Annotated in this window: 13 protein-coding genes and 1 tRNA gene; 13 read left to right on the forward strand and 1 reads right to left on the reverse strand. The window is 37.8% G+C overall.

Annotation, left to right across the window (positions count from 1 at the left end):
* Positions 1-102: 102 nt before the first annotated feature.
* Positions 103-1,389: an L-cystine transporter gene (locus tag Ga0466249_RS12105; RefSeq protein WP_281422635.1), complete on the forward strand. Its 1,287-nt coding sequence runs from the start codon at positions 103-105 to the stop codon at positions 1,387-1,389.
* A 216-nt stretch (positions 1,390-1,605) separates the two neighbouring features.
* Here the strand turns inward: Ga0466249_RS12105 and Ga0466249_RS12110 are convergent, their stop codons facing one another.
* Entirely contained in the window at positions 1,606-2,652 is a 1,047-nt protein-coding gene (locus Ga0466249_RS12110) for a galactitol-1-phosphate 5-dehydrogenase (protein WP_215829708.1), read from the reverse strand.
* A 335-nt stretch (positions 2,653-2,987) separates the two neighbouring features.
* Between Ga0466249_RS12110 and Ga0466249_RS12115 the strand changes: the two genes are divergently transcribed.
* The 12 genes from Ga0466249_RS12115 (at position 2,988) to Ga0466249_RS12170 (ending at position 13,053) form a co-directional block, all read left to right on the forward strand.
* Positions 2,988-4,916: a BglG family transcription antiterminator gene (locus Ga0466249_RS12115; RefSeq protein ID WP_215829709.1), complete on the forward strand. Its 1,929-nt coding sequence runs from the start codon at positions 2,988-2,990 to the stop codon at positions 4,914-4,916.
* A gap of 14 nt (positions 4,917-4,930) precedes the next feature.
* A complete protein-coding gene (locus tag Ga0466249_RS12120; RefSeq protein ID WP_215829710.1) occupies positions 4,931-5,398 on the forward strand; it encodes a PTS sugar transporter subunit IIA in 468 nt (155 codons plus the stop codon).
* Between the two features lie 44 nt (positions 5,399-5,442).
* On the forward strand, positions 5,443-5,718 hold the full coding sequence (gene gatB / locus Ga0466249_RS12125; protein ID WP_215829711.1) for a PTS galactitol transporter subunit IIB: 276 nt from the start codon (positions 5,443-5,445) through the stop codon (positions 5,716-5,718).
* A 50-nt stretch (positions 5,719-5,768) separates the two neighbouring features.
* The gene (locus tag Ga0466249_RS12130) at positions 5,769-7,145 is read left to right on the forward strand and encodes a PTS galactitol transporter subunit IIC (RefSeq protein ID WP_215829712.1); all 1,377 of its coding nucleotides are present in this window, start codon (positions 5,769-5,771) and stop codon (positions 7,143-7,145) included.
* A 73-nt stretch (positions 7,146-7,218) separates the two neighbouring features.
* Entirely contained in the window at positions 7,219-8,076 is an 858-nt protein-coding gene (locus Ga0466249_RS12135) for a tagatose bisphosphate family class II aldolase (protein ID WP_215829713.1), read from the forward strand.
* 16 nt (positions 8,077-8,092) lie between these two features.
* Positions 8,093-9,037 carry a 1-phosphofructokinase family hexose kinase gene (locus tag Ga0466249_RS12140; RefSeq protein WP_215829714.1) on the forward strand — a complete coding sequence of 315 codons (945 nt, stop codon included), beginning with the start codon at positions 8,093-8,095 and terminating at the stop codon, positions 9,035-9,037.
* Between the two features lie 826 nt (positions 9,038-9,863).
* Complete coding sequence (locus Ga0466249_RS12145) at positions 9,864-10,055, forward strand: hypothetical protein (protein ID WP_215829715.1); 192 nt, start codon at positions 9,864-9,866, stop codon at positions 10,053-10,055.
* 369 nt (positions 10,056-10,424) lie between these two features.
* Positions 10,425-10,628 carry a TOBE domain-containing protein gene (locus Ga0466249_RS12150; RefSeq protein ID WP_215829716.1) on the forward strand — a complete coding sequence of 68 codons (204 nt, stop codon included), beginning with the start codon at positions 10,425-10,427 and terminating at the stop codon, positions 10,626-10,628.
* A gap of 139 nt (positions 10,629-10,767) precedes the next feature.
* A tRNA-Met gene (locus Ga0466249_RS12155) sits at positions 10,768-10,843 on the forward strand.
* 291 nt (positions 10,844-11,134) lie between these two features.
* Entirely contained in the window at positions 11,135-11,695 is a 561-nt protein-coding gene (locus Ga0466249_RS12160) for a flavodoxin family protein (RefSeq protein WP_215829717.1), read from the forward strand.
* 191 nt (positions 11,696-11,886) lie between these two features.
* Positions 11,887-12,378 (forward strand): GNAT family N-acetyltransferase, encoded by a 492-nt coding sequence (locus Ga0466249_RS12165; RefSeq protein ID WP_215829718.1) that lies wholly within the window; start codon positions 11,887-11,889, stop codon positions 12,376-12,378.
* Positions 12,379-12,513: 135 nt separating this feature from the next.
* On the forward strand, positions 12,514-13,053 hold the full coding sequence (locus tag Ga0466249_RS12170; RefSeq protein WP_215829719.1) for an N-acetylmuramoyl-L-alanine amidase family protein: 540 nt from the start codon (positions 12,514-12,516) through the stop codon (positions 13,051-13,053).
* Positions 13,054-13,565: the final 512 nt, after the last annotated feature.

A 13,565-nucleotide genomic window follows, 5' to 3' on the forward strand; every position in this document is an offset into this window, starting at 1 on the left:
ATTCATTATTTAGCAGTAAGTATTAATATTATAGCAATACTTGGACTCGTGTATATTTTATATTATATGCAACGTAAGCATATGAGTTTTGGGATGCGAGTTATGACAGGACTTATTTTTGGAGCTATATTTGGTGGCGTATTGCAGAGTATTTTTGGTGGTTCATCGGATGTTATTAAACAATCGAATAGTTGGTTTGATGTAATAGGATCGGGTTATGTACGGTTGCTCAAGTTGATTGTTATGCCTTTAATTATCGTATCAATCACATCAGCTATCACGAACCTGAAGGATATTAGAATTCTTAGTAGAGTTGGAGGACTGATTATCGGCATACTGCTTTTCACTACTGCTATTGCGGGTGTAATAGGAGCAGGGTCTTCCTTAGCTTTTCATTTGACGGCGGAGGGGCTGCAGGTAGGCGAGGCTGAGATGGGTGCTGCAAAAAGCGTTGAAGGAAAATTGACTTCATTTAATACCAAACCTGTGCAGCAGCAGTTGATAGAAATAATCCCAACCAATCCCTTTTATGCTATGACTGGTCAAGGTAGTGCGGATACATTATCAGTTGTTTTCTTTTCAACGTTTATTGGTATTGCCGTGCTGGGTATTAAGAAATCGAAACCTCAATCTGCGGAATTTTTCGTCAATGCAATCCAGACAGCAAATGATATTGTGATGAAGCTTGTGGATTTTGTATTGGTATTGACGCCCTATGGAATTTTGGCATTGATGACTAAATTTGTGTCTACAAGTAATTACGCCGATATTTACAAACTAATTCAATTTGTAATTGCTTCTTATGTAGCACTTATCATGATGTTTATAGTGCATTTGATAATACTTGCTTTGATGGGATTCAATCCCGTTATTTATGTCAAAAAAGTCATACCTGTACTGATTTTTGCCTTTACATCTCGGACGAGTGCGGGAACACTTCCGCTAACTATTGAAGCACTGATCAATAAGTTGGGGGTGCCTTCGGGATACGCAAATTTGTCGGCTTCTTTCGGAGTAAGCATTGGACAGAATGGTTGTGCTGGTATATACCCAGCGATGCTGGCCGTGATGGTTGCTCCTACAGTGGGTATTAACCCTCTTGATCTCGCTTTCCTAATTAAGTTAGTAATTATTGTCGCTATCGGTTCTTTTGGGATTGCGGGTGTCGGCGGCGGCGCTACGTTTGCAGCTCTGATCGTGCTTTCAACAATGGGTTTGCCAGTGGGAATCGTCGGTTTGCTGATAGCCATTGAACCGTTGATTGATATGGGAAGAACTGCGTTGAATGTAAGCGGAGCCATGATCGCTGGCGTTGCTACTAGTAGAATAATGAATGAAATAGATTCAGCAACTTACAATCGGAATATACTTGAAGTGAATCCGGAATAATTCATAAGTAAAAATAATAGCTCGAGTGCAAAAAGAAAAAGCGATGATATAATTTTTCCCAATAACTCGAATACCGAGGTAAAGGGATGCTAACTAATCAAAAGTGAAAATGAAGGGACGGTGGGAGTGTCTTTATGCAGACTCAACCACCGTCCCCTTTGTATACTTTTATTTTAATTTAACACTTATTAGAATATGCATGGCATCATTATTATCTTAATCCATTACATACATCACCTTTAATGAATTTTGCCTTTTATCGAGCATCGCTTTAAAAGCTCGGTATCCGGCTGAAAGATGAAATTTGTGCGTAATCATTTCATCCACTCTTATTTTGCCAGATTGTAAGTATTCCATTGCAGCTTTCCATTCATTGCCGGGAAAAGGGGCTGAATAGCTCATCCATGAGCCTGTCACATTAAGTTCGCCACGAAGTATAAGCTCAAATATTTTTGAAGGAATCGTTACGTCGTGGTGTGCCGTACCGATGTAAACAACTGAACCTGTTTTTTTTACAAGACTGAGCACCTGACTTTGCAGAATGTTAACTCCGGCTGTTTCAAAAACATAGTCAACTTTGCCATGCTTTTCAAAATACATAGGCACATCGATTTCTGAAGAATTAATTGTCTTATATGCTCCCATTTTTTTTGCGAGTTCCAGTTTTTCATCCTCGATGTCAATTACATAAACGCATTCGATACCTTTTGCTTTAAGGCATTGCATGGTGAGAATACCAATCGTTCCACAACCGTAGACAATAGCTGTCTTGCCACTCTGTAAATGTGCAATTCGTTCAATTCCGTGAATGGCTACGGTAATAGGTTCAATACAGGCCGCTTGTTCATAGGTGACCTTATCGGTTATTTGGACGATATTACGTGATGGAACTGCTACATATTGAGCCATTGCTCCGTTCTGACGGGAACCGATAAAAGAGTAATGTGTGCACATAGCTGGCCGCCCTTTGGAACAATTTTCGCAAGAATGGCAGGGAATCAGTGGTGCCGCTGTCACTCGTTCACCTTCTTTAAAATTTTTAACTTGGTTACCGATTTTCACAATATTACCAGAAAATTCATGTCCAATGACAATCGGATAAGAATGTACCCCACCATCTTTGGCCCTCGGTATATCGGAGCCGCAAATACCACAGGCCCTTACTTTAACCAAGACCTCATCATCTTGAAGCTCAGGAACCGGAATATCTTTATAAATGAGTTCATGTACTCCCTCAATGACTAATGCTTTCATCATTTCCATAAAGATCGCCCTTTCTGACATAAGTTATTTTACAAGATAAGTTATATCAGAAAGGGCTTTTTAGACATAGTTTGAATATTTCCTCATTGTGAGGAAATATTCAAACTATATAGTTATCAACAGTTTATATTCTATGTAAGCATCAAAGTGTGTCCTGAAGAAACGATTGCAATGAAGGGAGCGCGAAAACTAGCGATTGATTCGCGCTTTGTAAGAGTTGAGGGCAGGTTCCGCATAAATGACAGACTATTTCCGCAATGATAGGAAATAGATGAACTATGCTATACCATTGCTTTTTTGTTAAACTGAATTCAAAGCAGGAGGGATTGTTAAACATGCTAAGTAAGAGACAGCAAAAAATCATCAGATTGCTTCAACAGCATGAGAATCGTATGACAGGAGAAGAACTTTCCCGGTTTATCGGAGTTTCTTCGCGAACGATTCGTACTGATGTAAAAAATGCAGGCGCTTATCTAGCAGAGTGCGGTGCGGTGATTCATTCGGATACGCGCTCAGGTTACAATCTGGAAGTTCAAGAGGCTGATTTATTTCAAAAACTGATGAAGGGAGAGTATACAAATGCATATGTTGTTTCCGCGGAGGATCGTGTGAAGTTTATTATCCAGAGATTCTTATATAATGCTTTGGAAAATACACAGATTACACAACAGCAGCTCGCAGATGACCTCTATATCAGTGTTTCGACACTTAAAATCAGTTTAAAGGAGGTGGCTAAAAAACTTGCAGAATATGATTTAGAGCTTGTAAGTTATAAGACGAATGGTTTACGAATTGATGGCAATGAAACAAAAATTCGTTATTGTATATCAGAGTATATTTTGAATAAAAAACAAGGTGAAAGTACGTATAAGGATATATTTTATCAGCATTTATTTAAGGACATTGATCTCGATACAGTAGAAAGAATTATTTTACGTGTTATTACGGCTTATGAGATTCGCTTGACAGATATGGCAGTGCAGAATTTGTTAGTGCATATAGCTATTATAATGAAGCGAATGAAACAAGAGAATTATATGGTGTATCCGGCTAGTCAGACGAAGATTTTGGAAAAGACGAATGAATTCGAGGTTGCAGCTTCTATTTTTAAGGAGATTTACCGCGAAATGCACGTGGATGTTGCAACAAGTGAAATATATTATTTGACACAGCATTTGTTAGCGAGCAAAAAATATATGGATGTGGATGAACAACCCTTTGCGCATATGGAGAAAATAGTCAAAGAAATACTGACCGTAGTAAATGAAACTGTAGGTATAGATTTTACTCAGGATGCGAATTTGATTAAATGGCTGGCATTACATCTTAAAGCTTCGATTCCACGTATGCGGTTCCAGATGAATATTCGCAATGATGTTTTGGAAGTTATTAAATCTGAATATCCACTGGCATTTCAGATTGCAGTAATTGCTGGCAGCTTTATTGAGAAAAAAGCCCATGTTATAGTAAATCAAAATGAAATAGGTTATATAGCAATTCATTTCGGTGCGGCATTAAGCAGGCTAGACATTAAGAACGACGCCTATGTGAGAAGAGCACTTCTTGTTTGTGCTACCGGAATAGGTACAGCGGTTTTAATTCGGACACGACTCGAGGAATATTTTAAAACTAGAATTAAAGTTGTAGATACGGTTCCGGGATACAAATTGGATCAAGCAGCTATTGACAGTGTAGATATGGTTATTACAACGGTTTCCATAAAGCATATTTCTTCAGACAAAATCGTTTGGTTGCATCATTTGCTGAATCAGAATGAAGTCAACATGATAGAACAGAGATTTTTCTCGGCGAATGCGGCAACAGAATCAGAGATAGACCTTTTTTTCCGGGCTGACTGCTTTAATGTCGGGTTGCAATTCCAAAACAAGAAAGAAACGCTTGAATTTTTAACTGAACAATTGAAGAGTAAAGGGCTCATGAACGATGCCACAAAAGCTTCCGTCTTTGAGCGGGAGGAAGCATCCCCTACAGAGATTGGGAATCTCGTGGCAATTCCGCATCCAATATACAATGATACAACCATTTCATCCATTGCAACATTGATTTTGGATAAACCAATAATGTGGGAAGAACATCATGTACAAGTGGTGTTTCTTATCAGTATTGCCAAGGCACAGTTCAAAATGTGGGAACCTATTTTCATAGAATTATTTAAATATTTGGTAAAATATAATGGTGTCAAAGAGATGATTCATGATGCATCTTATGAATCATTTATAAAAAAATTTAGAAAGCAGTTGTAGCAGGGGTGAAGTGAATGGATATTGCGGATTTAATAAAAGAAGACTTGATTTGCTTGGATGGGCAGGTTGATGATGACAAGACAGCTATCAAAACTTTAGGGGAAATGATGGTGCATCAAGGCTATATAAAACCAGCTTATATCATAGCGGTAAGTGAAAGAGAAAATGATTTTCCGACGGGTATTGTGCTGAAAAATGATGGCATTGCCATTCCTCATGCTACACCGGCTGATAATATAATTAAAAACGGTATTGCTGTACTGCGGTTAACACGAGCAGTTAAATTTCGTAGTATGGAAAATCCTGATAATGTGGTATCTGTTAAATTAATTTTTATGTTGGCATTGAAAAGGGCAAATCAACATTTATCGATATTGCAAAAATTATTCGGAATCTTCCAACAGGAAAAACTTATTCAAAAATTGCAAGAAACAAAAAACAAAGATGAGTTCTGTAAAATCATGATTGAAAATTTGGCATAGCAGGGCAATGAATATTCAAAAATAAAGAAAAACGGGAGTTAAAAATGAAAAAAGTTATTGTGGCATGTGGCGGAGCGGTAGCGACTTCAACAGTAGCAGCAAGTGCAATCAAGGAACTTTGCAAGGAAAATGGCGTAGCTGTGGAAATCCTTCAAATCCGTATGACGGAAATTGAAAGTAATCTTGACGGTGTGGATCTCATTGTTACAACAATGAGGATAAAAAAAGATTATGGCAAGCCCTATGTAAATGGTATGGCTTTCTTGAGCGGTATTAATAAAGAAGCCACAGAAGAAAAGATATTGTCCTATCTAAAGTAACATAATTTTGTATAACATGATTTATTCTAAATATTAAGGGGGGCTTATGAATGGAAACTCTATTATCATTTGTGCAATATTTTGTTGACTTAGGGGCCGCTGTCATGTTGCCAATCGTTATTTTTATCGTTGCAAAGTGCCTCGGCCAGCCCTTTGGCAAGGCGCTTAAATCTGGTATTTCCATCGGGATTGGCTTTATTGGTATTGGCCTGGTTATAGGACTTATGCTTAATAATTTGGCTCCAGCAGCAAAAGCTATGTCAGCAAATTTTGGAATATCAATGAACATTATTGATATTGGTTGGCCTGGTTCATCACCGATGACTTGGGCGAGTAGTATTGCTCTTGTCGCTATTCCAGTGGCCATTGCAGTAAATATTTTAATGTTGGTATTAAAACTTACTCGTGTCGTTAACATTGATATTTGGAATATCTGGCATTTTGCTTTTACAGGCGCTATTGTCAACATTGCGACGGGCAGCTATACTCTTGGTATTTTGGGTGTAGCGCTTCATGCGGCGTATGCATATAAAATCGGTGACTGGTTTGCACCCGTCACCGAAAAATATTTTGGCTTAGAAGGTATTGCGATGCCGCATGGAACAACAGGCTGGTTTGCGCCGATCTCGGTGCCGGTGAATTGGATATTGGATCGTATTCCTGTGATCAAGGACATTGATTTTAACCCTGAGCAATTGGAAAAACGTTTTGGCACACTTGGTGATCCGGCAATTGTAGGGGGCATTATGGGTGTTATCATCGGCATCTTGGCGGATTATAACATTCGCGGCATTCTTACTCTCGGCATTCAAATGGCAGCAGTTATTATTCTTATGCCACAGGTTGTAAAGCATATTATGGCCGGATTGCTTCCAGTATCTGAAACGGCTAAAGCTGTATTACAAAAGAAATTTAAGAATTCCACTTTTTACATCGGTCTGGATTGTGCCTTGCTTCTTGGTGACCCAGCTGTTGTGGCAGCCTCTCTCTTATTTATTCCAGTAACGATTTTTATTGCAGCGATAGTTCCTGGCAATCAAATTCTTCCATTTGGCGATTTACCGACAATCGGTTTTTTCATTGCCATGGCCGTTGGTGTTCACGGTGGAAATTTGTTTAGAACCCTTATCACTGGTTCAATTGTAATGTTCATGACGATTTGGATCTCGAATCAGATGATTGGCTTGCACACGGCTTTGGCAGTAAATGCCGGTCAGATTACAACGGCCGGAGCACAGATCGCGTCACTTGACCAAGGCGGTAGTCCTATAACTTATATTTTGACGCAGATCATGCATACAACAAATGTTACTGGTCTTGCTATTATTGGTGCCTGCTATATTTTCTGTGTGATATGCACCTATTTCTGGCATAAAAAACAAGTAGCGGAACAGGTTCAAGAAGGAAACGTTGCATTAAATAAATAATGAAATACACTCTTGTTTGCAGGCTGATTCTTTGTAAAAAAACAACAAAATCATGGAAGAATGAGGAATAAAGATGCATACGATTTTATCAACAAAACAAATGCTATTAAATGCACAAAAAGATCATTATGCCGTACCAGCATTTAACATTCATAATATGGAAACAATACAGGTTGTAGTAGAAGTTGCAAGCAAAATGCGTTCGCCGCTTATTATTGCGGCAACACCATCGACCGTAGCGTACGCCAATTGCGATTATCTCATGGCGATGGGCGTAACAGCGGCAAGGCAGACGGATATTCCAATTGCCTTGCATCTAGATCATCATGAAAGTATTTTAGATATCAAGGCGGATATCGATGCGGGTTTTCGTTCTGTGATGATTGATGCTTCGCGTGAAGTGTTTGAAAAGAACATCAAGCTTGTAAAGAAAGTAGTCGCTTATGCACATAGGTATGACACGACGGTCGAAGCAGAACTTGGCAAGCTCGTTGGGCAAGAGGACGATCTCATCGTAAGCGATAAAGACAGTAGTTACACTGATCCTGAAACGGCTGTGCAATTTGTTGAAGCTACTGGTATCGATTCTTTAGCTGTTGCCATTGGCACAGCACACGGACTCTATAAAGGTACGCCAAAGCTGGATTTTGAGCGGTTAAAGAGAATTCGTGGAGTGGTAGAAATTCCGCTTGTACTTCATGGTGCATCGGATGTTCCGGACGACTTCGTGCAAAAGGCAATTTCACTTGGTATCTGCAAAGTCAATGTAGCAACGGATCTCAAAATTCCATTTTCAAATGCTGTTAAGAAATTCTTTCTTGAAAATCCGACAGCAAATGATCCTCGCAAATACATGACAGCTGGCAAGGAAGCTATGGCCGATATTACTGCTCATAAAATCAAGATATGTGGCAGCGCAAATCGATATTAAGGTAAGGTGAAATATCTTGATTTTAGTCGTGAATTTAAATGCATCGTTAGATAAAATTTATACGGTCAATGATATAAGGCGCGGTGAAGTTGTACGAGCAAAAAGCGTGCAGAATACAGCCGGCGGCAAGGGAACACATGTTGCCAATATAACGAATATAATGCAGGAAGCTTGTATGGTAACAGGGTTTCTTGGCGGAAAAACGGGCGAATTTATTGCTGATAAACTTGAAGAAAAAGGCATAGCGAATGCATCCGTAAGAATCAATGGTGAAACTCGTGCATGTATCAATATTGTTACACCAGATGGGAAGCAGACCGAGGTATTAGAGCCTGGACCGGTTGTAAGTGAGGAAGAGCAAAAAGAATTTCTTAACGAATATGAAAAACTTTTGGATGATGCAGACATCGTCATTGCTTCCGGCAGCTTGCCACAAAATGTAGCAAAAGATTTTTATAGAAAACTGATTGAAAGCGCCAATACGAAAAGAAAAAAATTTCTGCTTGATACGAGCGGTGCAGCTTTAGTAGAAGGAATAAAGGCAAAACCGTTTTTCATTAAGCCAAATAAGGACGAAATCGAATTTCTCACTGGGTACAAGGTACAATCCGCAGATGAAGCCGCAGTAGAAGTTCGAAAATTTATGGCAGAAGGAATTGCTCTACCTGTTATTTCAATGGGGACGCAAGGTTCGGTTATCGGCTATAATGGGAAAATATATTATGCCATTCCACCAGTGGTAGAAAATATCAATGCAGTAGGTTCTGGCGATGCGTATGTCGCCGGACTTGCTGTAGCGTTGCAACGTAAGCTGGATATTGTCGAGACGATCCGTTTTGCTTCTGCCTGTGGTACGGCAAATGTAACGGAAAAGGAAAGCGGTTTTGTTCGCAAGGAACAAGTTGAGGCTTTAATGGAAAAGGTTATTATAAAAAAAATATCCAGCTATTCGGGTTATTAATTATGAGGCGAAAGATGAGGCAAGAAGTTGTACTCGCGTCAAGCAAGAAAGAACATGGAATAGTAGAAATAGTATTTCTATGGGAATGAGATTTTAAGTGTGTAAATTTTTTTGTTGGCCCCGGTTGGGGCTTTTTTCATTTTTTGTCATAATTTCGTCACATTTATATGCTATTTTATAAATAAGTTAATCCGGTCACCTTATTGGCCGTTAAATAGAATACTTTCGAAAATTTTTCGTTTGCTCTCTCTTATATTAACCGGAGAGCCTTTTTACTATGACAGAAATGTGATGAAACTAGAAAATGTGTTTTGGCATAAAAATAAGCTAAATAGAAAAAAATAAAGGGGAATAGTAATGATTCCAATTGAATTTAATGATTTTGATGATTTATTTGTGCTTGGTTTTTATATTATCACAACAATCATGCAATTATATTTTTTATGGAATATTAGTAAATCACTTAAACGAGTCAAAAGTTAAAAAAGTAATATGTATGTAATAGCGATTGATGTCAGTCGGCGATTAAGGTGGTGTTTGCGATGGATAGTATATTAAGTGAGGAAGAATCCGGAAAATTATCAGTGGAATTAGCAAAATTTATTCATGAATTGTTAGAGATGGATGAATCCAAGGAAGAAAATAGAAATGATTGAGAAAATGTTTCGAAATATATATAGATTTTTTGCGAGATTTTTCTAAAAAGTATCTTTACATTTAATATTATAATAATAATCATTCTCATTTACAAACGGATAGCCTAGCTATATAATAAGACTGTACAAAACATATTGCTTAGAATCTTAGTTTGGAAGGGATGATTATCATGGACAATGCATATTGCCATGAAGAATATGGTGTTACTATACACCAAGAAGGTAAAGACCGTAGTAAAGAAATGACGTTTGATGATAAACTTGTAATTGGTGGCTATATTTTGTCTTTAATAGTTCTGTCAACTTTTGTATTGTATGGAATACCACATGGATTAAATGTCGATCTTTTATCTTTAAAGTGAATTTTTCTTAAAGTTATCGACATGTATTTAAGCCGTAATAATGAAGTCCATCTCTTAGTGATTAGGCTAGAAGGTGGATTTTTGTTATTGGGGATCATTTTCTGCTTCCTAAAGAATGGTTACCAGAGTCCCAAATTTTATCTTATTTTTTTACTTACCCTTTAGTGAAGCTGTTAAACTGGGAAATAGACAGGATATGTCATATATAATCCCCGTTATGGTTGCTCATGATTATTAGAAGATGTTGTGGCGCATTTCCGAAAAAATGATTATAAAATAGCGAAATTTTTATATTGAAGAATATTTTCTAGTCATTTGGATTATTATATTGTATTATTTATTTAATATAATATAAGGGGTGGATTATATATGAAAGTCAGCGGCAGAAATAAATTAGCAGCTACAGTGAAAGAAATTGTTAAAGGTACAGTTATGGCAAAAGTAGTTATGGATTATAAAGGGACTGAATTGGTAGCAGCAATTACTGTTGATGCAGTCGAAGATTTAGATTTAAAACCTGGTGATCAAGTTACTGCCCTTATAAAAGCAACGGAAATGATGGTTATTAAATAACAAATACAGGTGAAGCCTGTCTCTTGGCGATCGTGCTAGGAAATGGGGCTTATGATTAGAGCTCTATTGTTGGTGTTCCTTTGTTAATTGTAGGAAATTGACAGAATGGCATAAGTGTAGTATACTTATAAAATATTAACGCGGGGTGGAGCAGCTGGCAGCTCGTCGGGCTCATAACCCGAAGGTCACAGGTTCAAGTCCTGTCCCCGCAACCATATTGTAATATGTGTGCAGTGTTTAACTGCATAGAATAGAGTCTTTGCTTAGCTTAGTTGCTTAGTGAAGACTTTTCTTGTATTTGATGAGATACTGAACAAACAATCCAGGGGATGCGCGAAATTGCTGATGAAATAGGCTTACGTGGCAATTATGAGGGCCAGTAATGATGGAGAAAGGAACCAAACGACGCGCCATGTAGATTCGCGAACTTCGGTGAGTAGTGCTATAATAGAAATTGGGAAATAGTGGATTGCTTTGAAGCGATTTTAATAAGAGGAGTGATAGTAATGAAAATTGTTGGTCTTGTTGGTAGTCCTAGAAAGAATGGTAATGTTGATACGCTCATGCAGAAGGCATTAGAAGGCGCGAAAACAAACGATGCACAAACGACGATTCTTTATCTAAATGATTTAAAAATTCGTGGTTGCCAAGCTTGTTGTGCTTGTAAAAAAACGGGTAAATGTGCTGTGAATGACGATATGACAGCTGTTTATCGCGCTATTAATGAGGCAGATGCTGTGATTATTGGGTCGCCCATTTATTTCGGACGATTTTCAGCGCAGTTAGCTCCTGTAATGGATCGAATGTATGCTTATTTGAAACCTAATTTTACAAGCAGTCTTGGCAAAGGGAAAAAGTTTGGATTAATATTTGCTCAAAATCAGTCTGATCCTAGCCTTTACTCTGGTTGTATTGATGCAGTAGGAAAATCGCTTAAGGGCATTGGTTTTGAGAATGGATTGAAACCGATTATTGGAGCCGGATTAGGTGAGCTTGATGCAGCTAGTAAAAACGATAAATTTTTGAATGCAGCTTTTGCTTTAGGGCAAGAGTTAGCAAATCATTAATCAAATCATTAAAAATTAAAAAAGTCCAATTCATTGTGCGGAAGCTCAAGTGAATTGGACTTTTTTAGCTGAGTAGCTTTCTAACGTTTTGGCTTGGTAATGTTCACTTGGATAAAATAACACTTGATTTTATGTGATAAAATAAGAAAATGATAATTGTTTGTGAATACTGCGTAAAGGAGAGACGGTTGATGAATTATCAAATTATAGCGATGCAGCCATCGGATTGGAAACAGGTATGTGAAATTTATGCACAAGGCATTCAAACGGGGCAAGCTACATTTGAAACAAAAGTTCCAAGCTGGGAACAATGGGATGAAAATCATCTGAAAATATGTAGAATTGTTGCTTGCTCAGGAGAGAGTATTCTTGGTTGGGCCGTTCTCAGTCCGACTTCAAAGCGCTTTGCTTATGCCGGTGTAGTAGAAGTGAGTATCTATGTTGATAAGAAATATTGTGGTCAGGGAGTTGGGAAGGCTCTGCTGGAAAGGTTAATTTCTTTATCAGAAGAAGTTGGTTTTTGGACGTTACAGTCTACTATTATACGGGAAAATATTGCTAGTTATCGGTTACATGAAAAATGTGGCTTTCGAAAAGTTGGCGTGAGAGAAAAAATAGCGAAAATCGGAAATGAATGGCATGATACAGTTTTAATGGAATGGAGAAGTAAACATATCCAATAAAAATATTTGGAATAAGGCACATCAGGGATTTATTTCTGAGATGTGTTTTTTTTTGCCTTTTGCAATAGCAATCTTCGAATAGTTTAGGCAAAAACGGGCAATTTTGAATAACATAAATTAAAAGGGGGGCAATCAATGAAAGTAGCTATTAATGGAGGGCACTGTCCCGGCGTAGACAGTGGTGCTGTTGGAGTCAGCGGATTACAGGAAGCTGTAGTTGTTTGTGATATTATGAAAAAGGTAGCGCAGTATTTACGTGCTGTTGGTTATCAGGTGATAGAGATACAGGAAAATGCAATGGATCAGATTTTGCAATCGGCAAATGAGTTTGGTTCTGATTTGTTTATAGCCATTCATTGTGATAGTGCAGAGAACATTTTTGCGCAAGGAACAGAAACCTTTTGTTATCAATTTGGTGGAGAATCTGAAAAATTAGCGAGATGCATTCAATCGCAAATTATTACTAATCTTGGTAGTGTGGATCGTGGGATTAAAAAAGCAAATTTTGAAGTACTTAGAAAGACAAATTGTCCATCTGTACTGATTGAGGTGGCGTTTATTAGTAATTCGTATGATGAAGTTATGCTGGCTAATCCAGTTAAACGCGACCAATTTTCCGCAGCCATTGCGAGAGGAATTACGGATTATTGTGCAAATTTTAGTTTGAATGATTGATTGTCATCATTTTGTCACATGTAGTGCTTATAGTTGAGATAAGCGTTACAAGGAGGCGATTGATATGCATGGACATGGATTGTTTGGTCTTGTGGGAATAGGTGTTCATTTTATTTTGGCAGGTGCTTTCTTTTATTTTTTGTTTCATATAACGAGGTCACTAAAAAGGATTGCAATTCATTTGGAAAGTAAAAAGATAGGATGATCAAGAAAACGATCTGTTGGATGATTCAGCAGGTCGTTTTTTTAATAATCGGCATTTACTTTCGGGTAAATAGAAATTGTTTAGTCATGTAAAAGAAGTGAATGATTTGTTGCGTTATGAAAAAAGCATTGACACAATAAAATGCCTGTGATAAGATAAACGAGTCGCTAAAAACGACAGACAAATGCTTCCACAATTACGGTTGTGAAGCAAAAAAATATGTTGACAATATCGCTTGCGATGTGGTAACATATAAAAGCTGTCGCAAGACAACATGCTCTCTGAAAACTAAACAATGGTAATGATT

Origin of the sequence: Pelorhabdus rhamnosifermentans (genome assembly GCF_018835585.1) — a bacterium.
Classification (GTDB): domain Bacteria; phylum Bacillota; class Negativicutes; order UMGS1260; family UMGS1260; genus Pelorhabdus; species Pelorhabdus rhamnosifermentans.

What these genes read in the sequence shown, in the direction of transcription:
- Ga0466249_RS12105 (WP_281422635.1), top strand. Translation starts at nt 103, where the DNA reads ATGACAGGACTTATTTTTGGAGCTATATTTGGTGGCGTATTGCAGAGT.
- Ga0466249_RS12160 (WP_215829717.1), top strand. Translation starts at nt 11,135, where the DNA reads ATGAAAATTGTTGGTCTTGTTGGTAGTCCTAGAAAGAATGGTAATGTT.
- gatB (WP_215829711.1), top strand. Translation starts at nt 5,443, where the DNA reads ATGAAAAAAGTTATTGTGGCATGTGGCGGAGCGGTAGCGACTTCAACA.
- Ga0466249_RS12145 (WP_215829715.1), top strand. Translation starts at nt 9,864, where the DNA reads ATGGACAATGCATATTGCCATGAAGAATATGGTGTTACTATACACCAA.
- Ga0466249_RS12135 (WP_215829713.1), top strand. Translation starts at nt 7,219, where the DNA reads ATGCATACGATTTTATCAACAAAACAAATGCTATTAAATGCACAAAAA.
- Ga0466249_RS12110 (WP_215829708.1), bottom strand. Translation starts at nt 2,652, where the DNA reads ATGGAAATGATGAAAGCATTAGTCATTGAGGGAGTACATGAACTCATT.
- Ga0466249_RS12170 (WP_215829719.1), top strand. Translation starts at nt 12,514, where the DNA reads ATGAAAGTAGCTATTAATGGAGGGCACTGTCCCGGCGTAGACAGTGGT.
- Ga0466249_RS12150 (WP_215829716.1), top strand. Translation starts at nt 10,425, where the DNA reads ATGAAAGTCAGCGGCAGAAATAAATTAGCAGCTACAGTGAAAGAAATT.
- Ga0466249_RS12120 (WP_215829710.1), top strand. Translation starts at nt 4,931, where the DNA reads ATGGATATTGCGGATTTAATAAAAGAAGACTTGATTTGCTTGGATGGG.
- Ga0466249_RS12165 (WP_215829718.1), top strand. Translation starts at nt 11,887, where the DNA reads ATGAATTATCAAATTATAGCGATGCAGCCATCGGATTGGAAACAGGTA.
- Ga0466249_RS12130 (WP_215829712.1), top strand. Translation starts at nt 5,769, where the DNA reads ATGGAAACTCTATTATCATTTGTGCAATATTTTGTTGACTTAGGGGCC.
- Ga0466249_RS12115 (WP_215829709.1), top strand. Translation starts at nt 2,988, where the DNA reads ATGCTAAGTAAGAGACAGCAAAAAATCATCAGATTGCTTCAACAGCAT.